At 68.8% G+C, this 23,806-nt stretch carries 21 protein-coding genes; 8 read left to right on the top strand and 13 right to left on the bottom strand.

From position 1 onward, the window contains the following. Positions 1–64: 64 nt before the first annotated feature. Positions 65–754, top strand: a complete 690-nt coding sequence (locus M3195_RS16365; protein WP_251589134.1) for a Pr6Pr family membrane protein — start codon at positions 65–67, stop codon at positions 752–754. A 491-nt stretch (positions 755–1,245) separates the two neighbouring features. Here M3195_RS16365 and M3195_RS16360 read toward each other — a convergent pair whose 3' ends face one another. The 3 genes from M3195_RS16360 to M3195_RS16350 form a co-directional block, all read right to left on the bottom strand. After that, positions 1,246–2,109, bottom strand: coding sequence for an AraC family transcriptional regulator (locus tag M3195_RS16360; protein ID WP_251589133.1), 864 nt, complete (start codon positions 2,107–2,109; stop codon positions 1,246–1,248). 81 nt (positions 2,110–2,190) lie between these two features. Next, positions 2,191–2,805 carry a VanZ family protein gene (locus M3195_RS16355; RefSeq protein WP_251589132.1) on the bottom strand — a complete coding sequence of 205 codons (615 nt, stop codon included), beginning with the start codon at positions 2,803–2,805 and terminating at the stop codon, positions 2,191–2,193. Positions 2,806–2,817: 12 nt separating this feature from the next. Then, positions 2,818–3,987, bottom strand: a complete 1,170-nt coding sequence (locus tag M3195_RS16350) for an ROK family transcriptional regulator (protein WP_251589131.1) — start codon at positions 3,985–3,987, stop codon at positions 2,818–2,820. An 86-nt stretch (positions 3,988–4,073) separates the two neighbouring features. Here M3195_RS16350 and xylA point away from each other — a divergent pair, with 86 nt between their 5' ends. The 4 genes from xylA (at position 4,074) to M3195_RS16330 (ending at position 8,422) form a co-directional block, all read left to right on the top strand. Continuing rightward, positions 4,074–5,261 carry a xylose isomerase gene (xylA, locus tag M3195_RS16345; RefSeq protein WP_251589130.1) on the top strand — a complete coding sequence of 396 codons (1,188 nt, stop codon included), beginning with the start codon at positions 4,074–4,076 and terminating at the stop codon, positions 5,259–5,261. Positions 5,262–5,266: 5 nt separating this feature from the next. Then, complete coding sequence (gene xylB, locus M3195_RS16340; protein ID WP_251589129.1) at positions 5,267–6,553, top strand: xylulokinase; 1,287 nt, start codon at positions 5,267–5,269, stop codon at positions 6,551–6,553. 259 nt (positions 6,554–6,812) lie between these two features. After that, positions 6,813–7,751 (top strand): NAD(P)-dependent oxidoreductase, encoded by a 939-nt coding sequence (locus M3195_RS16335; protein WP_251589128.1) that lies wholly within the window; start codon positions 6,813–6,815, stop codon positions 7,749–7,751. Between the two features lie 53 nt (positions 7,752–7,804). Beyond that, complete coding sequence (locus M3195_RS16330) at positions 7,805–8,422, top strand: TetR/AcrR family transcriptional regulator (RefSeq protein WP_251589125.1); 618 nt, start codon at positions 7,805–7,807, stop codon at positions 8,420–8,422. A gap of 54 nt (positions 8,423–8,476) precedes the next feature. Here M3195_RS16330 and M3195_RS16325 read toward each other — a convergent pair whose 3' ends face one another. Then, positions 8,477–9,601, bottom strand: a complete 1,125-nt coding sequence (locus M3195_RS16325) for a Gfo/Idh/MocA family protein (protein WP_251589123.1) — start codon at positions 9,599–9,601, stop codon at positions 8,477–8,479. Then, on the bottom strand, positions 9,598–10,422 hold the full coding sequence (locus tag M3195_RS16320; RefSeq protein WP_251589121.1) for a sugar phosphate isomerase/epimerase family protein: 825 nt from the start codon (positions 10,420–10,422) through the stop codon (positions 9,598–9,600). Before M3195_RS16320 ends, M3195_RS16325 begins: the two co-directional genes overlap by 4 nt. 162 nt (positions 10,423–10,584) lie before the next feature. On the opposite strand from M3195_RS16320, the gene M3195_RS16315 reads away from it, so the two are divergent. Next, complete coding sequence (locus M3195_RS16315) at positions 10,585–10,983, top strand: VOC family protein (protein WP_251589119.1); 399 nt, start codon at positions 10,585–10,587, stop codon at positions 10,981–10,983. Here M3195_RS16315 and M3195_RS16310 read toward each other — a convergent pair. The 8 genes from M3195_RS16310 to M3195_RS16275 all read right to left on the bottom strand — a co-directional run bounded on the left by M3195_RS16310 (position 10,980) and on the right by M3195_RS16275 (position 19,004). Then, on the bottom strand, positions 10,980–11,954 hold the full coding sequence (locus tag M3195_RS16310) for an NAD-dependent epimerase/dehydratase family protein (RefSeq protein WP_251589117.1): 975 nt from the start codon (positions 11,952–11,954) through the stop codon (positions 10,980–10,982). The genes M3195_RS16315 and M3195_RS16310 overlap by 4 nt on opposite strands. A 37-nt stretch (positions 11,955–11,991) precedes the next feature. Then, complete coding sequence (locus M3195_RS16305; RefSeq protein WP_251589115.1) at positions 11,992–12,342, bottom strand: hypothetical protein; 351 nt, start codon at positions 12,340–12,342, stop codon at positions 11,992–11,994. Positions 12,343–12,428: 86 nt separating this feature from the next. Beyond that, positions 12,429–13,340 (bottom strand): ROK family protein, encoded by a 912-nt coding sequence (locus M3195_RS16300; RefSeq protein WP_251589114.1) that lies wholly within the window; start codon positions 13,338–13,340, stop codon positions 12,429–12,431. 7 nt (positions 13,341–13,347) lie between these two features. Further along, positions 13,348–14,367: an SIS domain-containing protein gene (locus M3195_RS16295; protein WP_251589111.1), complete on the bottom strand. Its 1,020-nt coding sequence runs from the start codon at positions 14,365–14,367 to the stop codon at positions 13,348–13,350. After that, positions 14,367–15,863, bottom strand: a complete 1,497-nt coding sequence (locus tag M3195_RS16290) for a GMC family oxidoreductase (protein ID WP_251589109.1) — start codon at positions 15,861–15,863, stop codon at positions 14,367–14,369. Before M3195_RS16290 ends, M3195_RS16295 begins: the two co-directional genes overlap by 1 nt. Positions 15,864–15,879: 16 nt before the next feature. Continuing rightward, positions 15,880–16,638, bottom strand: coding sequence for a DeoR/GlpR family DNA-binding transcription regulator (locus M3195_RS16285; protein ID WP_251589107.1), 759 nt, complete (start codon positions 16,636–16,638; stop codon positions 15,880–15,882). Positions 16,639–16,677: 39 nt separating this feature from the next. Then, positions 16,678–18,123, bottom strand: a complete 1,446-nt coding sequence (locus M3195_RS16280; RefSeq protein WP_251589106.1) for an APC family permease — start codon at positions 18,121–18,123, stop codon at positions 16,678–16,680. A gap of 209 nt (positions 18,124–18,332) precedes the next feature. After that, entirely contained in the window at positions 18,333–19,004 is a 672-nt protein-coding gene (locus tag M3195_RS16275; RefSeq protein WP_251589105.1) for a GntR family transcriptional regulator, read from the bottom strand. 67 nt (positions 19,005–19,071) lie between these two features. On the opposite strand from M3195_RS16275, the gene M3195_RS16270 reads away from it, so the two are divergent. Next, a complete protein-coding gene (locus M3195_RS16270; protein WP_251589104.1) occupies positions 19,072–21,900 on the top strand; it encodes an FAD-binding and (Fe-S)-binding domain-containing protein in 2,829 nt (942 codons plus the stop codon). A 167-nt stretch (positions 21,901–22,067) separates the two neighbouring features. After that, positions 22,068–23,300: an ATP-binding protein gene (locus tag M3195_RS16265; RefSeq protein ID WP_251589103.1), complete on the top strand. Its 1,233-nt coding sequence runs from the start codon at positions 22,068–22,070 to the stop codon at positions 23,298–23,300. Positions 23,301–23,806 lie beyond the last annotated feature (506 nt).

The raw sequence follows: 23,806 nt of genomic DNA, 5'->3' as shown, positions 1-23,806 counted from the left end.
CGCTCGTCGACTGACCCGCCCTCACGGTGCCACGCGAACGACACCACCTCAGTACGATGTCGCCATGCCGAGTTGCACACGCACCGCCGCCGCCATCACGTTCCGCTTCGCATTCGCCGGCGCGTCACTTGTCGCCCTCGGCTACCAGCTCTTCACCGCCCACATCCCCCTGGGATACAGCGTCCCCAACTTCTTCCTCTACTTCACGAACCTGTCCAACATCATCCTCAGCGCCGTCTTCATCATCGCCGCACTGCGCTCTACCCGGCAAGGAAAGCCCGCCACCACAGCCGACACCGCAATTCGCGGAGCGTCGGTTGTCTACATCGCCTTCGTGGGACTCGTCTTCAACACCCTGCTCCGCGACGCCGATCTTTCCGGCCTCATCCCCTGGGTCAATATCGTTCTCCACATCGTGCTGCCCCTAGCCGGCATCCTCGACTGGATCCTGTGGCCGCCCCAGAACCGCATCCCTCGGCGGGCGATCCTGTGGTGGATGATCTTTCCCGCCGCATACGCCGCCTTCTCAATCGTCCGTGGCGCCCTCACCGGCTTTTATCCCTACCCGTTCTTCAACCCCGACGCCATCGGCGGCTACGGAGCTGTCGCCCTGTACTGCGGCGGGATGATCGCCGCATTCATCGCCCTCGCAATCGCGGTCCGTTCCCTTGGAAACTGGAGAAACAGGATAAGTTCCCGCCGCCCCGCCGGCACCGCGGCTTCGTCGCCCCTAGACGACTTCGGCGACAAGTAACACCGCCCGCAACTCCAGCGAGATCGGATTACGGCAATCGTTTACGGCGGCCGCTCGGACGTACGACCCGCACCCTTGCCGCAAACGATCGTTTTCGGCAAGGCTGATCTGCCTTCTCTCTCAGGTCGCTTCAGCGGACCGGCCGTGGTCGTCAACGGCGGTCATCGATAGCTGCCTGTTCTTGCGCTCAGCCGGTCCACCGCGATTGGAGTCCGCCCCTCGATCCACTGCCGAACGGACCACGGTCGGCCGAGGACCGGCGAGGGAGCCCCGACGCGACGACGCGCGGGATGGCGACGCGAAAGCGGGAGCCCAGGATCGCGAGGGTCTGCTCCTCACGGACCAGACTGGCGACGTAGCCGTCGGCGCTAGGGAGCCGGACTGTCATCCGGTCGCCGAAGAGCTGATCTTCTCGGGAGCAGCCATCGCGCCAGCTTAGTCAGCCCGCGGCCGGGCCATCCGGCAGGTGGACAGCACCCCGGCCTCCACCCTCACGCCGGTTCGACTGCCAACCACAGCTCGCACGTGGCATGCGTTCCCGTGAACTCGAGGTAGCGCACGATCGACGGCCCTGGCCGCAGACGCCACGGGTTCGACGGGAACCATTCGGTCGCCGTCGCGGCCCAGAGGCTCTGCAGCGTCTCCGGGAACGGGCCGCTCGCCGTGAACACCGCCCATGCTCCCGGGTCGACGCGCATCGCGTCGAGATCGGCCGGCACCTCGGCATCCGCCGGCATGGAGACTCCGTGCAGATAGGTGAGCATCGTGCCCTCCGGCGCGTCCGGCGGAGTGTCACGGGTGACGGCGAGGATGCCGCGCGGCTCCGCGGAGCTGAGCGCCTTGAGCCGGGCATGCTCTTCGGCGGGGATTCCTGCGATGTGCTGCTGGATGTGCGGATTCACACCCTCGTGGATGAGCGGGACCTCGACGGCATGCCCGACGAGCACGAGCTCGGATGCGGTGGTGATGGTGACGTCCATCGGACTTCTCCCTTCGACGCTCAGGCGGAACCGGAGCGTGGGTTGTGTGCGGAGAGGTCCCCCATCTCGGCGCGCGTCCGCCGGCGAGATGCCGTGCACGGCACGGAATGCCCGACCGAACGCCTCCACCGATCCGTAGCCGTGTCGCACAGCGACGTCGAGCAGACTCGGCGCCCCCGCGGCCAGCTCCGCGCCCGCGAGCGTCATGCGCCGCCGACGGATGTATTCCGAGAGCGGCATGCCCGCGAGCGCCGAGAACATCCGGCGCAGGTGGTACTCGGTCGTGCTGTGCGCTCGGGCGAAGTCCGCGACATCGAGCTCATCGCCCGTTGCTGCCTCAATCCGATCCACCAGCGCGTTGAGCGTTCCGATCATGAGGTCCTCCTTTCCTCACCATCGTGCGGCTCGAGCGTATCCCTGCACCCGATCATCCGCGTCCGATGCGATCGGGGGCGATCACGTGGACAGAGAAGAGCCCGATCCCGATCCCGGAATCGATAGCGACTCCTCATCGTGGCGGTCAGTCGCACCCGGTGAGGGCCACGAGACCAGATCTGCGACACGGCGGAGCGCAGTGACGAGCATGGCCAGGCGCAGGAGGAGATAACCCACCACCGTTCCGAGGACATTCGTGATGAGGTCATCGATGTCCGCGACGCGGCCCGGGCTGATGGTGATATCGCCGATGAATTGGACGATCTCGATCGTGCCGCTCACGATGAGTCCCACGAGAGCCGTCCGCAGCCAGGTCGACGTGCGCAGGAGGAGCGGCGCAAGGATGCCGAGGGGCACGAAGAGCGCCACGTTGAGCATCAGCCCGATCGGGTCGTCGACGAGGTCCTGGAACGGCACGACGCCGATCCAGATCCACCACGGCTTCTCATACTCGGAAGGACCGATGCTGAGGGGAAGGAAGGTGAAGAAGACCAGACCGGCGCAATAGACGGTCGCGGCGATGCCGCTGAACAGCCGCGCCGGGGTGAATCTGTCTCCCACGACCAATCGCCAGCAGGTGAGTACGACGCCCCCGACGACGAGCGAAGCGATGATGACGAGATCCACGACCTTCACGGTGCGAGAACCTCAGCCTCGCTCGCCCGGGTCGGCGAGCAGCTCGGCGAACGCGAGCTCGGCGGCGCCGATCAACAGGCGGTCCGCCCCGAGGGCAGCGGGTCGGATCTCCAGCCCCTCGGCGCTCTCCGCCATCGCCAGCGCGGCCACGTCGTCTGCAAGGCGCTCGCCATGCAGGTCGGCGAGCGTCGCGAGGAAGCCGCCGAGCACGACGACCGACGGATTCAGCACGTTCACCGCATTGGCGAGCGCGCTCGCGAGCACGCGCGCCTGACGCACCACCTCCGCTTCGACCTCGGAGGAATCGGATGCCGTGAGCTCACGGTCGAGCGTGTCGTCGTCGGCCTGATCGAGACCGGTGACATCGAGCAGGAGGCGCCGGCTCACCTCCGCTTCGAGCACCCCGTCGGCCGTGCGGCGATCGGCGTCGTCGGTGATGCGCGGACGGTTCTGACCGAACTCGCCGGCGTATCCGCCCGCTCCCGTCACCGGGATGCCGTGGATGATGAGCCCGCCGCCGATGCCCGAAGCCCCTCCGTTGAGGTACACGAGGTCGTCGATGCCCCGGCCTGCCCCATAGCGGTGCTCGGCGATCGCACCGAGCGTCGCATCGTTGTCGACCACCACGGCCACCCCGGTCGCCGCGCGTACGAGCTCGGCGAGCGGCACGTCGACCCACCCCAGGTGCGGAGCGTTGCGCACCACCCCGTCGCTCGCGCGGACGAGCCCCGGCACCGCGATGCCGACGGCCTCGATGCGGCAGCCGGCCAGAGCATCGGCGCGCCAGGCCGCGATCCGGTCGGCGACCACGGCGGCGGCTGCCTCGGGCGTGGGTACGGTGTCGTTGTCGATCCGCTCACGGACGAGGATGCTGCGGTCCAGCCCGACCGCGGCGATCTCGATCGCGTCGACCTCGGGGTTCACGGCGATCGCGACGACGCGCGCGGATGCCGTGACGACCGGCGACGGGCGCCCTACCCGCCCCGGCACCTCGGGCACGCGCTCATCGACGAGCCCGCGTCGGACGAGTTCCGCGACGAGGTCGGCGATCGTGGACCGATTGAGTCCGGTGCGCTCGGTGAGCGCCGCGCGGGACTGCGCGCCCTCCTCGTGGACGAGCCGCAGGACGCGCGCCAGATTGTGCGGGCGGGTTCCGGTGGCGGGACTCGTCGGAGACGGCATCCCTTCACTGTAGGGGGTGGACGCTCCCTCTGTCATGAGATATGTTGTCAGACACAACTTATTCGATGACCTGCACAGGAGCAGCCATGCCCACCCCCACTCGCGACGACAAGTTCTCCTTCGGCCTCTGGACCATCGGATACAACGGCGCAGACCCGTTTGGCGGTCCGACCCGCCCCGCGCTCGACGTCGTGCACGCCGTCGAGAATCTCGCCGAGCTCGGCGCGTACGGACTCACCTTCCACGACGACGACCTCTTCGCCTTCGGCTCGACCGACGCCGAACGGCAGACCCAGATCGACCGCCTGAAGGGAGCTCTCGCCGACACCGGCATCGTCGTCCCCATGGTCACCACCAACCTCTTCAGCGCGCCGATCTTCAAGGACGGCGGCTTCACCTCCAACGACCGCGACGTGCGCCGCTACGCGCTGCGCAAGGTCTTCCGCCAGCTCGACCTCGGCGCCGAGCTCGGCGCCAAGACCTTCGTCATGTGGGGCGGTCGCGAGGGCGCGGAGTACGACTCGGCGAAAGACATCCGGGCTGCGCTCGAGCGATACCGCGAGGCCGTGAACCTGCTCGGCGACTACGTGACCGACAAGGGCTACGACATCCGCTTCGCGATCGAGCCGAAGCCGAACGAGCCGCGCGGCGACATCCTCCTCCCTACTCTCGGACACGCGATCGCGTTCATCGACTCACTGGAGCGCCCGGAGCTCGTCGGCCTCAACCCCGAGGTCGGTCACGAGCAGATGGCTGGACTCAACTTCGCAGCCGGCATCGCGCAGGCGCTGTACCACGGCAAGCTCTTCCACATCGATCTCAACGGCCAGCGCGGCATCAAGTACGACCAGGACCTCGTGTTCGGCCACGGTGACCTGCACAACGCGTTCGCGCTCGTCGACCTGCTCGAGAACGGCGGCCCCGGTGGCGTGCCCGCCTACGACGGTCCCCGTCACTTCGACTACAAGCCGAGTCGCACGGAGGACGAGAACGGCGTCTGGGACTCGGCAGCCGCGAACATGCGCACCTACCTGCTGCTGAAGGAGCGGGCCGCCGCCTTCCGCTCCGACCCCGAGGTGCAGGAAGCTCTGGCCGCCGCCCGCGTCGACGAGCTCTCGACGCCGACCCTCGCCGAGGGCGAGTCGTACGACGACTTCCTCGCCGACCGCAGCGCCTACGAGGACTTCGACGCGAACGCGTACTTCGGCGGCAAGGGCTTCGGCTTCGTGCGTCTGCAGCAGCTCGCCACCGAGCACCTGCTCGGCGCCCGCTAATCGCCATGCCCCTGGTGCTCGGGGTCGACTCGTCGACCCAGTCGTGCAAGGTCGTCGTCGTCGACAGTGCGACCGGTGCGGTCGTCCGCACTGGTCGCGCCGCTCACCCCGACGGTACCTCCGTCGACCCCGAGGCCTGGTGGAGTGCACTGCAGGACGCGGTCGCGGAGGCCGGCTCGCTCGACGACATCGCCGCCTGGTCGATCGGCGGCCAGCAGCACGGCCTCGTCGCGCTCGACGCGCAGGGACACGTCATCCGCGACGCACTGCTGTGGAACGACACCCGCTCGGCCAGAGCAGCGGCAGACCTGATCGACGAGTTCGGCGCGGCGGCGCTCGCGGTGCGGACGGGCCTCGTCCCGGTGGCGTCGTTCACGATCACCAAGCTCCGCTGGCTGCGTGACAACGAACCGGAGAACGCGGCGCGGGTCGCCGCCGTCGCACTGCCGCATGACTGGCTGACCTGGCGTCTGCGCGGCTTCGGCCCGGAGAACCCCGTGCTCGACGAGCTCGTGACCGACCGGTCGGACGCCTCGGGCACCGGATACTGGAACCCCGCCACCGGCGAGTACGACCGGGAGCTGCTCGTGGCGGCGCTCGGACACGATGCGATCCTGCCTCGTGTGCTCGGCGCCGACGAATGGGTGACGGATGCCGCGGGGCGCCGTGTCGGCCCGGGAGCCGGCGACAACGCGGGTGCCGCGCTCGGGCTGGGCGCTGAGCCCGGCGACGTCGTGGTGTCGATCGGAACCTCGGGCACGGTGTTCGCCGTGAGTCGCGAACCGGTGCGCGACCCCGAGGGTACGGTCGCGGGCTTCGCGGATGCCTCCGGACTCTTCCTGCCCCTGATCGCGACGCTCAACGCCGCCCGGGTGGTCGACGTCACCGCCGCTCTGCTCGGCGTCACGCATGACGAGTTCAGCGCTCTCGCGCTCGCTGCGGAGCCCGGTGCCGGCGGACTCACACTGCTGCCGTACTTCGAGGGCGAGCGCACTCCGAACCTGCCCGACGCGACCGCGACCCTGAGCGGGATGACGCTCGCCTCCACCACACGCGAGAATCTCGCGCGGGCGGCGGTGGAAGGGATGCTGCGCGGACTCGGCGCCGGCCTCGACGCGCTCCGGGCCCTCGGCATCCCTCTCGATCGCGCGCTGCTCATCGGTGGCGGCGCACAGTCGGAGGCCGTGCGCCACATCGCACCCGACGTGCTGGGGCTGCCGGTCGAGGTGCCGGAGCCCGGCGAGTACGTCGCGCTGGGCGCGGGGAAGCAGGCCGCAGCGATCGTCGCTTAGCCCGCGGCCGGGAGCACCCGAGACGGAGTTGTGCCCGCGCGGGTCGTCGGGCGAGCGAAGTTTCCCTGCCCCGAAACCCACCACGCGCGTCGAGACCCACCACGAACGACGTCGCGGAGCGTGGGTCTCGGCGGGGGTGGTGGGCCTCGGCGGGGTGGCGAGTCCCGGAGCACCCCGTCGGTCGTTGAGCGAGCGGAGCGAGACGAAACGCGGTGACGTCCAGACGACGCCGCATGACTACGGTGGAACCGGAGGCGAAATGAAGATCCTGATCCCCGACACCATCGACCTGCAGCTCAGCGGAGACGCCGAAGCGGTCGTCTACGACATCACGCGTGAGATCCCCGAAGAGCACCGCGACGCCGAGGTGCTCGTCGTCTGGCACAACTCGGGCGCGTGGCTCGAGAAGGCCGCCGGTCAGCTGCCCCGGCTGCGACTCGTGCAGGCTCTGGCTTCCGGGGCCGATGTCGTCCTGCGGTCGGGCTTCGCCCCCGAGGTGCGCATATGCTCGGGGCGCTCCCTGCACGACGGTCCCGTGGCCGAGCACACGTTGGCGCTGATCCTGGCGGTCGTGCGTCGACTCGACCGCCTGCGCGACGCGCAGCGGGACCACCGGTGGGACGAGGCGTACAACGAGGAGCAGAGCGCATCAGGGACGCGGGCGCAGTTCACGCTCTCGGGGGCCCGCGTCACCATCTGGGGATTCGGATCCATCGCCACGACTCTCGCCCCGGTGCTGCGGCGGCTCGGCGCCGAGGTGCGCGGCATCGCGCGCAGCGCCGGCGACCGCGCCGGTTTCCCCGTGCACGCGGATGCCGACGCCGACGCCGTGCTGGCAGACACCGACATCCTCGTCTCGCTGCTGCCCGCGACCGACTCCACCGCCGACCTCTTCGACAGCGCCGTCTTCGCTGCCCTGCCCGAGGGAGCCGCCTTCGTGAACGTGGGTCGCGGCGCCACGGTCGATGAGGTCGCCCTCGCCGACGCGCTGCGATCGGGGCACCTCCGCGCGGCCGCGATCGATGTCGCGAAGGCGGAGCCGTTACCCTCGGACGACCCCCTCTGGAGCGCGCCGAACCTCTTCATCACGCCGCACGTGGCGGGCAACCGCCCGGTTGGGGCGAGCGGTCTCATCGACGACAACGTCGCCCGTCTCGCCGCCGAGGAGCCGCTCGTGAACCAGGTGCGCCCCGCGTAGCATCCGAACCTCCAATCGGAGGTTTTCGCCTCCGCGTGAGTATCATCGGGATCATGGCCGCTCCCTCCGACGACGAGACCCGCAGTCCGGGGCGCTACGCGAAGGGCATCGCCCGCCGGCAGGAGATCCTCGACAAGGCCATCGAGGTGTTCGCGAAACGCGGGTCGAAGCGCACGAGCCTGCGGGCCATCGCGCAAGAGGTCGGCGTGACCCACGCCGCCCTCACCCACTACTTCGGATCGCTGGAAGAGCTGCTCGTCGCCGTGTACCGCGAGTCGGAGCGGCGCAACGACACCGAGCATCCCGAGCCCTCCGGCCTGAGTCCGGCCATGATGATGCGCGTGTCGGCCGAGGAGAACCGCAACATCCCCGGACTCGTGCAGCTCTACTCGACGCTCGTCGCGAACGCGCTCGAAGAGGGACACCCAGCGGCGTACGAATTCGCGACGAAGCGCTTCTCGCGCCTGCGCGAGCAGATGGCCGAGCGGGTGCGAGAGCTGCAGGCGTCGGGCGAGATCCGTGGAGACTTGGATGCCGTGCTCGTGTCGTCGCTCGTCATCGCCGCGTCCGACGGCCTTCAGACGCAGTGGTTGCTCGACCCGTCGGTCGACCACGAGGCCGCGCTGGGGATGCTCGACGCCCTGCTCGCCGGGAGCCGCGACCCCCGCTGAAAGACGGAGCGGGCCCGCCGGCGTAAGCCGACGGACCCGCAGGGACCACAGACGTCAGAGCGTTGCGGCGAAGGGATCGAAGCCCTCCGGCAGCAGCGGCACAGGTGCCACAGTGCTCTCGACCGCCACCGTCGTGCCGGACAGCGCGGACTCCTGCGCCGAGAGCAGCACGTCGAGCACGTGGTACCCGAGGTCGCCCGAGGCGACGTGCGGGCGCCCCTCGGCGATCGCACGGACCATGTCGAGCGCGCCGAGACCTCGGCCCACCTCGACGTCGTCGTGCTCGACCTCGATCCACTCCTGCTGGAACGACATGCCGTCGCGGATGACGCCGAGCGGCTTCACGTAGGCGATGCGGCCGGCGAAGGTGTTGGGATCCGGCAGCACGATCGTGCCCTCGGTGCCGTGGATCTCGACGATGCCGTGACGCTCGAGAGCCGAGTCGAAGCTCAGCAGACTCTGCGCCTGAGCGCCGCCCTCGAACGCCGTCACGATCTGGATGGTCGACGGCACCTCGACCGGGAACGTCGTGCCAGCCAGCGGCCCGGTGTGGATCTCGCGCTCCTCGCGCGCCTTGGAGCCCACGGCCGCGACGCGATCGACGGGGCCGAGCAGGCTGACGAGCGCCGAGAAGTAGTAGGGGCCCATGTCGAGCAGCGGGCCGGCTCCCTGCGCGAAGAGGAACCCGGGGTTCGGATGCCACAGGTCGGGGCCCTGCGTCTGGAACGTCGTCTGCGCGAACAACGGGCGCCCGATCACGCCGCTCTCGATGACACGACGCGCCGCCTGGAATCCGGGGCCGAGCAGGGTGTCGGGAGCGGATCCGACACGCAGCCCGGCAGCCTCGGCCTCACGGAGCAGCAGCGCCGCCCCGTCACGGTCGAGACCGAGAGGCTTCTCGGTCCAGACGTGCTTGCCGGCGGCGATCGCGGCTCGCGAGACCTCGATGTGCACGGCGGGGATCGTGAGGTTCACGACGAGGTCGACGCCAGGGTGTGCGAGCACGTCCTCCGCGGAACCGAACGCCGGAACACCGTACTTCTCGGCCTGCGCCTGGGCGCGGTCGAGCAGCAGGTCGCCCACGATGAGCACCTCGGTGTCGGGGAACGACGAGAGGTTCTGCAGGTAGGTATCGCTGATGACTCCGACGCCGATGATGCCGATGCCGACCGCACTCATCGGGCGAAACCTCCCTCGACGAGGAACGCGTAGCTCGCGGCGATGTCGGCGAACACGTCGCCCGGGGCGTTGTCGTATTCGATGACCGCGTACTTCAGGTCGGATGCCGCGCGCAGCGCCTCGGCGAGGGGCACGTCACCCGTGCCGGCGTGGCGCTGGTCGAGCGATTCGGAGCCGAAGCTCTCGGCGCCCGGCGCGAACGGGTTGCTCGCGGGCGCGATGCCGTCCTTGACGTGGGCGGCGACGAGCCGATCCCCGAGCAGCGAGACGAGAGCGGTGACATCCTGCCCGCCGACGAGAGCCCAGTACAGGTCGAGCTCGATGGCGACGCGCTCGTCGGTGAGGGCGATGAAGCGCTCGTAGGCGGTCTGACCGTCGAAGTCCGCGACGAACTCCTGGGCGTGGTTGTGGTAGCCGACCTCGAGTCCGAACCCTGCGGCGGTTTCGGTGAGCGTGTTGAGCCGCTCGGCGATGTCGGTCACGCTCTCGAGCGTCTGCCAGCGGTCGGTCGGCACGAACGGATCGATGACCGTCTTGATCCCGACCTTTGCGGCCGCCTCGAAGACGACCTCGGGCGCGGGCGTCGGGATCGAGCCGTCGGGCGTCCACAGCTCGTCCGACAGCAGCGGCGCGTGGCCGGTCGGCGAGGCGAGGCCCGAAGCGTCGAGCGCGGCGCGGATCTGGTCGGGGCGACCGACGAAGTCGAACGCCTCGACGTTGCGCAGCCCGATCGCGGCGAGCTTGTCGAGCGAGCCCTCCATGTCGGCGGAGAACTCCGCCGCGAGCGTGTACAGCTGGACCGATGCTTCTGGCAGGGCCACGGTGACCTTCCTTCGTAGTGCGGGAGCGGGCAGCACGTTCTGCCCGCGGTCAGACTAGCAGAAACCTCCATGCGGAAGTAATGAGTCTCCGCGACGATTCCACCCGCACGGAGCATCGGATGGAGGGTGGACACCGACTCGCCGGAGGCGCATGCTGAACGCATGACGGCATTCAACAGCACCCACGCTTTCAGCGGCTTCAGCGTCGATGACATCGACGCAGCCCGAGCGTTCTACGGCGACGTCCTCGGGATGGACGTGACCACCAACGAGATGGGATTCCTGGACATCGCGCTCGGCGGCGGCGGCGGCTCGATCCTCGTCTACGCCAAGCCGAACCACGAGCCGGCGAGCTACACGATTCTCAACTTCCCCGTCGACGACGTCGAGGCGGCGGTCGACGAGCTCAACGCCCGTGGCGTGGTCACGAAGATCTACGATGACCCGCAGCTCGGCACCGACGCGAAGGGCATCTCTCACGGACAGCCGGGTCGCGGTCCCGACATCGCCTGGTTCAGGGACCCGGCCGGCAACGTGCTCGCGGTGCTCGCGCCGAACTAGGCGAGCAGTCGGTCGAAGGCGGCGTCCACCGCGGGGTCCACCCGCTGCAGCTCGGGGTGGGCGTCGTGCCGGTCGATGATCTCGCGCACAGCGGTGTGCAGCCCGATCCTGGGCGCGAAGTCCGGTACGAGCCGTCGGATCTTCGTGTTGTCGAAGACAACCGAGTGGGCCATGTCGCCGGTCAGCTGCCCCGCGCGATCCGGCAGCTCCGCTTCGATCGCGGCGCTCGTGGCGTAGCGCAGGCGCGGCTCGGCGCCGGCAGCGCGGCCCAGCATTCCGTAGATCTCGTTCCACGTGTAGACGAAATCGCTCGTGATCTGGAACGTGTCGCCGTAGGCGAGCGGGTTCCCCAAGAGGCCCACGAACCCCACGGCGAAGTCCCGGGAGTGCGTGAGAGTCCAGAGCGACGTGCCGTCGCCGTGCACGACGATCTCCTTGCCACGACGGATGCGGTCGATCGCCGTCCATCCGCCGAAAGCCGGGATGGTCCACTCGTCGTAGGTGTGCGAAGGCCGCAGGACGGTGACCGGGAAGCCGCGGTCGCGGTACGCCGCCGTCAGCAACTCCTCGCACGCGATCTTGTCACGCGAGTATCGCCAGTACGGGTTCCGCAGCGGCGTCGACTCCGTGATCGGCAGGTGCGCGACCGGCTTCTGATACGCCGACGCCGAGCTGATGAAGACGTACTGCCCCGTGCGCCCCTCGAAGCGGTCGATGTCGCGCTGCACCTGGTCGGGCGTGAACGCGATCATGTCGGCGACGACGTCGAACTCGCGGCCGGCGAGCGCGGCGTCGACAGCCGCGTCGTCGGCGATGTCGGCGGTCAGCACTTCGACGCCCTCGGCCGGTTCACGCTGCGATCGGCCGCGGTTGAGCAGCGTCACCTCCATGCCGCGCTCCGCCGCCAGCGCACTCGCGGCTGACGAGATGATCCCCGTCCCGCCGATGAACAGCACCTTCGTCGCAGACATATCGGTTCCCTTTCTGGGGTCCGGCAGGCAGTCGCGGTCAGGGACGCAGATCGATGTCGAGGTCGTCGATCACGTCGATGCCCCATTCCATCGGCGGCGTGGTCGCGCCGCCGGCTTCCTGTCGCGGGAACCTGTGGTGTCCGCGAAGGCGGGCGGCGTCCTCCGAGAAGTCGGGGTCGGCGCCTTCCGAGGCACTCGGCCCCACGAGGACGTCGTTGCCCAGCCCCACCACGAGCTCGGCGGTGTCCTCCCGACCGTTCACGAGGATCGGGATCTGCAGTGCATCGGATTCACCTTCGTTCGCGATCGCCGCCGCCAGCACCACGAGGGCGTCCGCGACATCGTCAGTGGTGACCAGCTGCTGACCTGCATACGAGACGAGCTTCATGACCATAGCTTGCCACCGCCCGGCGCTCGCGGTCTCGGGCTTGCGCCGATGCGGGTCTCTGTGTGAACGTGCTCCAGAGCCGCGCCCTACGAGCCGTCGCTCCAGCGCGGATGCAGCAACGCGGCTCCCACCGCACCGCCGAACTCCCCGGCGCGGGAGTATGCGAGCGCCGGCTCCGAGCGATAAGTCTCCAGACGACGGAACTCGCGGCGCGCGGACTCGCCGATGAGATCGGCGAACTGAGAGGCACTGCCGCCGACCACGATCGCATCGACGCGAAAGACCGTCTGAAGGTCAGCGAGTCCTGCGCCGAGCAGCCGCCCGAACTCCGCGAAAATCGACCGTGCGTCGTCGTCGCCATCACGCGCTCGCGCCGCGAGGTCGGAGAGCGCCGCCGAAGGTTCGGAGCCTTCGGGTCTCGTCGTCTCGGCCGCGCTCTGCAGCGCCGTGCGCGATACCGCCTGCTCCCAACACGAGGAGCGCCCGCAATAGCACGCTGCGGTCTTCCCCTCGATGAAGCGATGCCCAGCCTCGGGATGCTCCCCATCAGCGCCTCGCACAGGCCGACCCCGCGAGAGCGCGGCGACGCCCACCCCGGTGCCGAGCGTCACCATCAACAGTGACTCTGCTCCGGCCGCCGCCCCGACCTTCGACTCGTAGACCGCGGCCGCGACCGCGTCGTTGTCGATCGCGACAGGCACATCGAACTCCTCGCGGAGCACGGCTCGCAGGTCGACCCCGGTGAAGGCCGGGAGCGTCGCCGGATTGCGGATGATGCCTGCGCGGTCGACCGGGCCGCTCGCACCGATGCCTATCGACACGGCCTGCCTTGTGCCGATCACGCTGCGGACGGCATCGATGAGGCCACGCACGGCGAATGCGCGCCCCGTGGCCGTCGCGTAGGACAGCCGGTCGACGACGGATCCGTCGGACGCGACGAGCGCAACTCTGGTGCCGGTCCCGCCGAGATCGATACCGACTCGGAAATCCTCGGTCATAGGTGCCTCACAGTGTCGCCGTGATCTTGCTGCCGTACGCGAATGCCCCGGGCACGACGCCGTTCTCGCGCGCGATCGCCACCGCGAGCCTCTGCGCCACGACGGATTGCTCCAGGAGAGCGCTCAGCGATCTATCCGCTCGCGCATCGACGGTTGTCGCGCCCTCGATCTGCAGATCGCCGACGAGCACCACCAAGGCACCCGAGGCGAGGAGGTCGCGCACGATGCGACCGAGCGGCCCGTCGACATCTTCGCGGGACGCTCCGAAGAAGACGCCGGTGAATCCGGGCCCCGCCAGTTCATAAGGGCCGTGCCGGAACTCTCCCCCGACGAAGCCCTCGATAGGGACCTTCGACGATTCCTTGCCGATCAGAGCAGCGAACAGCGCGGTCGCCGCGGAATCCGCCCAGCCGATCGTCGCGAGACGTGGACTCTGTGCGGCCAGCGCGCTCTGCGCGATCCCCGTCAGATCGAGGTCGACCAGCGCCTCGATGGCGTGAGGAGATGCGGTCAGCTGCGCTTCGACCGCGAGACCGTCGATCGCACCGAAGGATGCGGCGATCCGGTGGTGTACGACGAGCGAGTTGAGATAGCTCTTCGTGCTCACGGTGGCCTCCTCACCGCTGCGCAGCGGCAGGTAGAGGTCCGCGGCCTGCGCGAGCGGACTCGTTTCATCCGCCGCGATGCCGATGAGTGCACCGGCGCGGGTTCCGCGATCGAGCAGTTCGACGATCTCCGCGCTCGCCCCCGACTGCGACGTCGCGATCACGAGCGTGTCGGGCGTGATGAGCTCGGGTGCATCGAGAAGCTGCCCGGCGTCGACGTTCCAGGCGGCTCGTCCGTGGCGTGTCAGAGCCCGCCAGGTGGGGAGACCGACCGTGTGCGAGCTGCCCATCCCGGTGAGAACGATGCGCTCCCAGGAACGGTCGCAGAGTTGCGCGAGCCGCTCGTCCGGCCCCTCCCCTGCGAGAGCGCGCAGCGCCTCGGGCTGCTCCCTGATGTTCTGTTCGAACGGTGATGTGTTCATCATCGGATGGTGTCCTCTCGAAGCAGGAGTCGTGCGATGTTGGCGCCGATCATGGCGGTCGGCAAGTTGATGTTCCCGCGGGTGATCGACGGCATGATCGAGGCGTCGGCGACGTAGAGGCCGTCGACGCCGCGGACGCGTCCGGTGCTGTCGACGACGGCGAGCGGGTCAGAGGCCGGGCCCATCTTGCAGGTGCCGGCCGGGTGACAGTAGTTGACGATGTCGTCGAGCGGGTCGGAATCTCCCACGCGCGGGCCGAGGACCTCGGCGAGTACCGGCTGCTCGACCATGCGCTCAAGCAAGGCGAGAGCCTCCCCGAGCACGGTGCGGTCGTGTCCGTCGGGATCGGTGCCGTAGCGGTGATCGATCACGGGGTTCACGACGTCGAGATCCGGTGCCAATGTGACGGTGCCCTCCGACCGCGCGCGCATGGCACCGCCGTAAAGCGAGATCGGCGGCAGACCGGGGTGACCACTGTTGGCTCCGGCGACCATGAACACGTGGATGTCGTAGGGTCCGTCGTCGCACAGGCTGGAGCGAGCACGGCCGATGGTCTGCTCGTCGGGGCTCCACCCACGAGCGGCGAGTTCGTCCAGCAGGCCCGGACGGCCCTCGAAGTCCAGCTGCACGCACTCGTGGTCGAGGAGGTGCTTGCCGACGCCGGGCACGTCCGCGACCAGGTCGATACCGAGCGCGTCGAGTTCGTTCGCGGGTCCGACACCGGAACGCAGCAGGATCGCCGGCGAGTGGTAGGCGCCGGCGGCGACGACGACGCGTCCAGCGTGGACGAGCGTGACTTCGCCGTCTACCTCGATCTCGGCTCCGGTCGCGCGCGTGCCCTCGAACGTCAGGCGGTGCACACGCGCTCCGCCGCGAATCGTCAGGTTCGGGCGGACGCGCACCTCGTCGAGGAACGCGAAGGCGCTGTTCCATCGGACGCCGTCCACCACGTTCACGGGCATCGGACCTATTCCCTCGGCAGCCTCGATGTCGTCGAGGTCGTCTGCGAACGGCAGACCCGCCGCGAGTCCCGCCTCGACGAACGCGCGCTGCGGAGGGGTCAGCTCCTCCATCGTGTAGCGCCGCACGCGGAACGCGTCCCGCACGCTCTCGAGCAGGGGCTCGACCTCATCGGCCGACCATCCGGGATTTCCCTGCGCTGCCCACTCGTCGTAGTCGAAGCGGGCGCTCACAGACGCCGTGCACCCGTTGTGCGCAGAGCATCCTCCGACGATCGCGGCGCGCGGCAGGTCGAGCGTGCCGGTTCCCGAAGTGCGCGTGGTGTGCAGGTCGTAGTCGTGCGACAGCGGAATGGTCCGAGCATCGAGCATGTCGGCGGGCCAATGGCCGTCGGCGTGGGCGCCGTAGTCGGGCCCGGCCTCGACCAGCAGAACCGTCGAGTCGGTTCCGGCGGCGAAGACGCCCGTGAAGGCGGATCCACCGGGTCCGGCGCCGATCACCAGGGTGTCGACGTGTGAGGGGAGAGAAGTGTTCATGGTTCCACCAGCGGGGTCAGGCGATGAGAAGCTCGGCCCCCGCAGCCGAGATCTCGTTCTTGTGCGTGCTCGCGACCGAGGCGTCGGTCACCACGAGGTCGACCTCGTCCAGGCCGCAGATGCGGGCGAACGCCTCTCGTCCGAACTTGGACGAGTCCACGGCGACGACCGTGCGGCGGGAGACCTCCCGCGCCGCACGCTTGACCGCGGCGTCCTCGACGTTCCATTCGGTCAGTCCAGCGCCGACGTCGATCGCCGACGCCGTCATGACGTAGGTGTCGAAGCGATATCGCCGCAGCGCCGCTTCGGCGTCCGAGCCGACGATGCTGGACTCGCCCGTCCGCACCATTCCGCCGGGGATCATCAGTCGCGTCGCGTGATCCGCCGACAGGATGTCGGCGACCCGGATGTTCAGCGCGCAGACCGTGAGGTTGCGTCCCACGAGCGCCTCGGCGACCGCGACCCCGGTCGAACCACCGTCGAGGACGATGGTCTGCCCGTCGATGATCTCCCGCGCCACGGCCTGACCGATGAGTCTCTTGGCGTCGGCGTTGGTGCGGCTCCGCAGGGCGAACAGCGGCTCGAAGCTGCGGCTCGCGGCGGACACCGCACCGCCGTGGGTGCGGACGAGCAGACCCGCAGCCGCCAGCTGGATGATGTCGCGTCGAGCCGTCATCTCGGAGACTTCGAAGCGAGCGCTGAGGTCGGCGACGCTCACCTCGCCCTGGTCGGCGAGCTGCGCGAGTATCTCCTGCTGTCGTTGCTCCGCGTTCATGATGTCGTCCTCTCGGTCGGTGGGTGACACTTCTCGAGATCAGTCAACATCAGGCAGCTCGCCCGCCTGTGCCATCCACGCGCGCTTTCCGGGGCGGAGATTGCGGCCGAACAGGATCGCGAGTCCGATCACCATGTACAGCAGCGCGATGAACGGCGCGAGCGAGATCGGGAACGCGGGCAGCGGATTGAGGCTGTAGAAGGCGATCAGTCCCAGCGCGATCGTGGACACGATCGGTGCCACCACGTACGCCCACGGATTGAACTCCTCCGGGCGCTTGGTGCGGAAGAACCGGTATGCCGCGATGTTCATGAGCACGAAGATCGGGATGTACACGAACGTCCCGGTGGTGCCGAACACGTTGAAGAGGTTGTACGGACCGATCGGGATCCCGATCGCGAGGCAGACGAGGAGCGCGAGCGCCGACTGCACGTACACCGCGACGACCGGTGTGCGGTGCTTCGGCTGAACGGTGGCGAGCACGGTCGGGAGCGCCCCGGTCCGGGCCATGCCGTATACCGTGCGGGTCGCGCTGGTCGTGCACGCGATACAGACCCCCAGGCCGGAGTTCACGAGCGCGATGAGCACTATGAGGGATCCGCCGTCGAAGACGCGGTCGGCGAGAACGAAGGCCGGGGCCGTCGGGGATTCTGCCAGCGCGTCCAGGTCGTCCACTCCCCAGCCGATCTGCAGCCCCCATGCTGTCACGACGTAGAACACGCCGATGAGGATGAGCGAGCCGATGATCGCCTTCGGGATGATCCGCTTCGGGTCGCGAGACTCCTCGCCGACCGCTGCGGCGCTCTCGAATCCCGTGAAAGCGAAGATCGACAGAACGACGGCGAGGAAGAAACCGGAACCGTTCTCGATCCCTGCCGGGTTGAAGCCCTCGAAACTCACCCCACCCGGGCCCGGGTTCACGACGCCCCACGCGGCGAGCGCGAGTCCGACGAGCATCTCGAAGATCGTCATGACGACCAGGAACTTGATGGAGATCACGATGCCGCGATACGCGCAGGCGAAACACACGGCCAGGATGACCACCGCGTAGACCCACCACGGCACGCCGATGCCGTACTTGGCGCTCAGAGCGTCGTGCAGGATGGCGCCGGTGAAAGAGGCGAGTGCTGCGGGGACGATCGTGACCATGACCGCGTACAGCCATCCCGTCATGAACCCTGCGCGGGGTCCGATGCCGTTCGACACGTAGGTGTAGAAGCCTCCCGCGGAGGGGAGGTGCCGTGCGAGGCCGCGGAGCGGGATCGCGAGCATCAGGCACAGCGCGAATGCGGCGAGATACGTGAGAGGTGCGCTGCCGCCGGCCTGCGAGGTGGTGAAGGCGATCGTGTAGAAGATGCCGAGCGTGGGCGAGATCTGCGCGATCGACTGCATGAGGGTTCCGCCGAGACCGATCGATCCGGTTCGCAACGTGGAGGTCAGGGGCGATGCCGCACGCGCTGGCGCGTCGGCGTGGAGGTCGGACATCGGGTTCTCCTTCGAACTGCCTGGCTGTGGGGGCAAGCGGGTGATGACGAAAACCTTACACACTGTCTGTCTATATACACAAAATAGATGTTCGCTTCGAACATAGTCGGACTCGCACCGGCATACATCGGCAGCGGGTCTTCGTCGGTCTCGACGGGTAGTCGATCAGGTGCCGATGCTCGACGAGGCCGTAACCCTCGACGCGCAGTTCACCGCGTCGTGGAATCGACCAGCGCCTCGACGAGACGCTCCTCCGCGGCGACGAGGTGGTCGCCGAGCAGCGCCGCGGCCCGGTCGGCGTCGCCGGCCGCGACCGCATCGAGGATCGCCTCGTGCTGCCGCGCGATCGCCGCGGCCTCCAGCAGTCGTCTGCCCTGCACCTGCGTCATGCAGAGTCGCACCTCATCGAGCACGCTGCGGTACATGCGCGAGGTGCGCTCGCTGCCGACCGCATCGATGAGGGCCGTGTGAAAGCGGAGGTCGGGGTCGACCGTCGCCGTGTCGGCGGAGGCGGGCATGGCGAGCAGCTCCGCGTTGGCCGCTCGCGCGGCATCCGGCACCGTGCGCGTCTGCGCGAGCTCGCGCAGTGCGGCGCTCTCGAGCCGCGTCCGGGTGCGGTACACGTCGCGGACCATCTCCGGGGCGATCGCGACCACACGCGCGCTCCGGTGCGCGGTGCGCACCAGAAGGCCGGAAGCCACGAGCTGCTCGATCGCGGCCTTCGCGCTCGGCCGCGCCACGCCGAACGTCGCCGAGACCTTCGCCTCGGTGAGCGCGGTGTCGGCACCGATCTCGCCACGAAGGATCTGGTCGCGTAGGCGGTGGGTGACGGCATCCACGACGCCGACGACGCCCAGGCGGTCGGCGGGTTCGGAGGTCATGGCACCAGCGTAGAGGACGGTAGGCTTCTCAGTATTCTTGTCTGACAATCTCTGGCGAAGGAGCCCCATGCCCACCACGCTCGCGCACCCGCTGTCCGACGAGACCCTCGGGCCGGAGACGTCCGTGTCGGTTCGCTCCATCGACCGCTTCGCCCGCGCACATGACGCCTCCCACTACCTGCTGATCCCAGACGCCGTACTGTCGCCGACCGATGCCGCCGGCGTCGCGCGCGCCTTCGCCGCCGTCCGGCAGGCCGGCCGCACCATGACCTTCCGATCGGGCGGCACGAGCCTCTCGGGGCAGGGCGTGTCGGGCGACATCCTCGTCGACACCCGCAGCGCCTTCCGCGGCATCGCCGTCGAGGAGGACGGCGAGCTGGTCCGTGTCGAGCCGGGCGCCACCGTCCGCCAGGTCAACACCCGACTCGCGCGCCACCGTCGCAAGCTCGGACCGGACCCGGCGAGCGAGATCGCCTGCACGATCGGAGGCGTCGTCGCCAACAACTCCAGCGGCATGGCGTGCGGCATCACCGAGAACTCGTACCGCACGATCGACTCGTTGCTGCTGGTCCTGCCGAGCGGGACCGTACTCGACACGGGCGCGGCCGACGCGCTCGACGTGCTGCGCGAGCGCGAGCCGGCCATCGTCGCGGGCCTGCTCGACCTCCGCGACCGCCTTCGCGCCTCGCCCGCGCACGTCGCGATGGTGCAGCAGCAGTTCTCGATGAAGAACACGATGGGGTACGGACTCAACTCCCTCCTCGACTTCGACGACCCCGTAAAGATCCTCGAGCACCTCGTGATCGGCTCCGAGGGGACTCTCGCTTTCGTCGCAGAGGCACGATTCCGCACCGTGCCGGTGCTGCCCTGCATCGCGACGGGGCTGCTCGTCTTCACCACGCTCGCCGACGCGATGGCCGCGCTGCCCGGGCTCGTCGCCCAGGGCCTCGCGACCGTGGAGCTGCTGGATGCCGCGTCCCTGCGTGTCGCGCAGGGGCTGAGCGACGTGCCCGCGGCGATTGCCGACATCGACGTCCGCGACCAGGCGGCGCTGCTCGTCGAGACGCACGCCGCCGACGCCGACGAGCTGGCGATGGCGACGACCGCCGCGCTCGCCGCGTTCGCCGAGCTGCCCCTCGCGACGCCCGCGCGCCTCACCACCGACGCGGCCGAGCGCGCCTCGCTGTGGCACGTGCGCAAGGGCCTCTACACCGCGGTCGCGGGAGCACGTCCGTCGGGCACGACAGCGTTGCTCGAAGACATCGTCGTGCCGGTCGACCGGCTGCTCGTCACCTGCCAGCGGCTCATCGAGCTGTTCGCCGAGCACGGGTACGAGGAGTCGGTCATCTTCGGGCACGCGAAGGACGGCAACGTGCACTTCCTCCTCAACGAGCGCTTCGACGACCCGGACAGCCTGGCCCGGTACCGCCGCTTCACCGCGGACCTCGTCGACCTCGTGCTCGCGCAGGGCGGCTCCCTCAAGGCCGAGCACGGCACCGGACGGATCATGGCGCCGTTCGTTCGGCGCCAGTACGGCGACGTCCTCACCGACATGATGTGGGAGATCAAGCACCTGCTCGATCCCGACGGCATCCTGAATCCGGGCGTCGTGCTGTCCGACGATCCGGAGTCCTATCTCCACGACCTCAAGCGCGTGCCGCGGGTGGAGGAGGAGGTCGATCGCTGCGTCGAGTGCGGGTACTGCGAGCCCACCTGCCCCAGCAAGGACATCACGCTCACGCCACGTCAGCGCATCGTTCTGAGGCGCGACATGGCGTGGGCCGAAGAGCAGGGCGACACGGCGCTCCTCGATGATCTGCACGCCGACTACGACTACGACGGCGTGCAGACGTGCGCGGTCGACGGCATGTGCGCCGTCGCCTGTCCCGTCGACATCAACACCGGCGACCTCGTGCGCAGGCTTCGCGCCGAGGAGGCCTCGAAGATCGAGAACGCCGCGTGGGATGCCGCGGCCAAGGGATGGGGCGCTGTGACCCGCCTGGGCGGCGTCGCGCTGACCGTCGCCGACGCCCTGCCTGCACCCCTGGTGCGCGGCGTGACGGCGATCGGCCGCGGCATCCTCGGCGACGACGTCGTGCCGCTCTACGATGCGGCGCTGCCCCGCGGCGGATCGGCGGCGCCGAAGGAGCAGCGCCCCACCGACGCGCAGGTCGTGCTGTTCGGCGCCTGCGTCGGCACCATGTTCGGTCCGGAGGACCACGGCATCGGCTCCCGTGACGCCGTCCGCACGCTGCTCGACCGCGTTGGGGTGTCGGTCGCGATCCCCGCCGATGCGGGCGGACTCTGCTGCGGCACCCCGTGGAAGTCGAAGGGACACCTGGCGGGGTACGAGCGAATGGTCGACCGCGTTCTGGCCGCCCTGTGGGAGGCGAGTCGCAGCGGTGAGATCCCGGTCGTGTGCGACGCGGCATCCTGCACCGAGGGCCTGCGCGTGATGCTGACGAAGCGCGCGGAGGAGCATCCGGAGTACGCGGGGATCGTGATCGAGGACGCCACGACCTACGTCGCTCGAGAGCTGCTGCCGAAGCTCGCGGTCACGCAGAAGCTGCCGCGCATCGCGGTGCATCCGACGTGCTCCACGACGGCACTGGGAGCGAACGGCGACCTCGCGGCGATCGCGAACGCCGTCGCCGACGACGTCTTCATCCCGGAGGGATGGGGATGCTGCGCGTTCGCCGGCGACCGGGGGATGCTGCACCCCGAGCTCACCGCGAGCGCCACCGCCGTCGAATCCGCGGAGGTCGCGGAGGCCGAGCGCGCGGGCGGGTTCGACGCGTACGTCTCCGCCAACCGCACGTGCGAGCTCGGCATGAGCCGGGCCACCGGGAAACCGTACCGCCACGTGATCGAGGTGCTCGAGGAGATCACCCGCTGAGCATGCTCTCGGTCTCGCCGTCGAGTTGACATCTCCTGCCGCGATTCCGCGCGAATTCCCGCAAGAGGTGCCACTTGAGGTGCCTGTGCGACCATCTGCGTGAGAGGTTCTGGGCACCCGGCCTGATAACCTTATCAAGGTGGTCGATCGCTGATAATGTTATCGCCGTGCGCACTGCTCTCGACAATCCCTTCAGTCCCGGCTCCGACACGATTCCGGAGGTCTGGGCCGGCCGCACCGAGCAGCTGAGTGACTGGCGCGACGTCGTGCGGCCTCGCCGACTAGCAGGACTCCCGGAACGCGGCCGGACGATTCTCGGTGAACCCGGGCTGGGCAAGTCGAGCCTCGTGCGACGCATCGCCCAAGATTCCGCTCGCGCCGGCGACTGGGCCACCCCGCAGCTCCGCATCCCGGCGGGTGCCGACCCGCTCAAGCTCGTCGCCGAGGCGGTGCTCGGTCTCGCGAACGCTGCCGGACTCCCCTCCGCCCGGGAGAAGCGGATCAACGACGCGATCGCCCGCGTGCAGGCCGTCGCGGTCTCCGGCATCTCGCTCACCCTCCGTGGGGCGGACGGCCGCGAGCCGTACGCGGCGTTGACGGAACTGCTTGTGGAAGTCGGGACCGCGGCAGTCGCGAACGGACGGGTGGTGGCACTCATCCATATCGACGAGGTGCAGAACATCACCGACGAGAAGGCGCTCTCCCAGTTGCTCATCGCTCTCGGCGACGCCTTGTCCCACGAGATCGAGGTCGAGGTGCCGGGCGGTGCTCGAGTCAGTCGCTCGCTGCCGATCGCGGTCTACCTGACGGGTCTCCCCGACTTCGAAGACATGGCAGGTGCACGCAAGGGCGCGACCTTCGCGCGTCGCTTCAAGACGACCACCCTCTCCGCGATCGACGACGAGGATCTCGCGGAAGCACTGCAGGAGTTCGTGCTCGATGGATGGCAGGTCGCCGATGCGGGGGGCAGTGCGGGCCGAGTGCGGATGGAGCCCGGCGCCGCCGCCGCGATCGTCGACCTCTGCCGCGGTGAGCCGTTCCTGTTCCAACTCGCCGGGGAGCAGGCATGGTACGCCGGCACTTCTTCCACCATCACGGCGGCGCAGGTCCGACAGGGGTGGCGCGGCGCACAGCGCGAGGCCACCGCGCATGTCGAGCGAATACTCGAGCGACTTCCCCCGCGCGAGCGACAGCTCCTGCAGGCGATGGCCGGCCTTCCCACGAGCGAGCGCACAGCTACGCGCATCGCAGAGGCGATGGGTTTCTCGAAGGTGACCGAGGTCGGGCCGACGGCGCAGCGCTTGGACACCGTGCGCGGGATCATCGACCGGGGCAAGCCGTACACGTTTCGGCATCGCGCCGTCGAGGCGTACCTGACCAGCGACTGGCCGCGGAGCTGAGCGCGGAGGTCGCGGCTGCTGGTCGATAGTACAGCCGCACCCTAGACCTTTGGCTAGTAGAGGTTAGACACAAGTAGTGCCGCGGCTAGACGTTCGATTGGTGGATGCGAACAAAGATTGCGCAACCCCATGCGGATGCATGGGAAGGTGAAACGTCTCCAACGACGGAGCGAATGCTTCCGGCCGTTCTGGGGATCGGCGACGCGGGATGGGGATCCCATGTCAGGACAGCGTCCGCTCGCCCCCCATACACAGCGAGATACCGCATCCCCCTCACGGCCCGAACCGTGAGGGGGATCGCTGTTTTCGGGGCCGGGGATTTCACAGCCCGAAAACGCAGAAATCCCCCGCCGAAGCGAGGGATTCTCTGCGGAGACGAGGGTGTCTGGTTTCAGGACATCGTGAACGGGTGTCTCGGGACATCGTGAACAGTTCATCTGGTGTCGCGGGGATGTCTCAGGACATCGTGAACGGTGGCCAAGTACGAGATCCTGATCAAAGCCGTG

The organism is Microbacterium hydrocarbonoxydans (assembly GCF_023715885.1).
In the GTDB taxonomy this organism is placed as follows: Bacteria; Actinomycetota; Actinomycetes; order Actinomycetales; family Microbacteriaceae; genus Microbacterium; species Microbacterium hydrocarbonoxydans_C.
The sequence above is the reverse complement of the archived record's forward strand: the minus strand, read 5'-3'. Positions and strand labels throughout refer to the sequence as shown.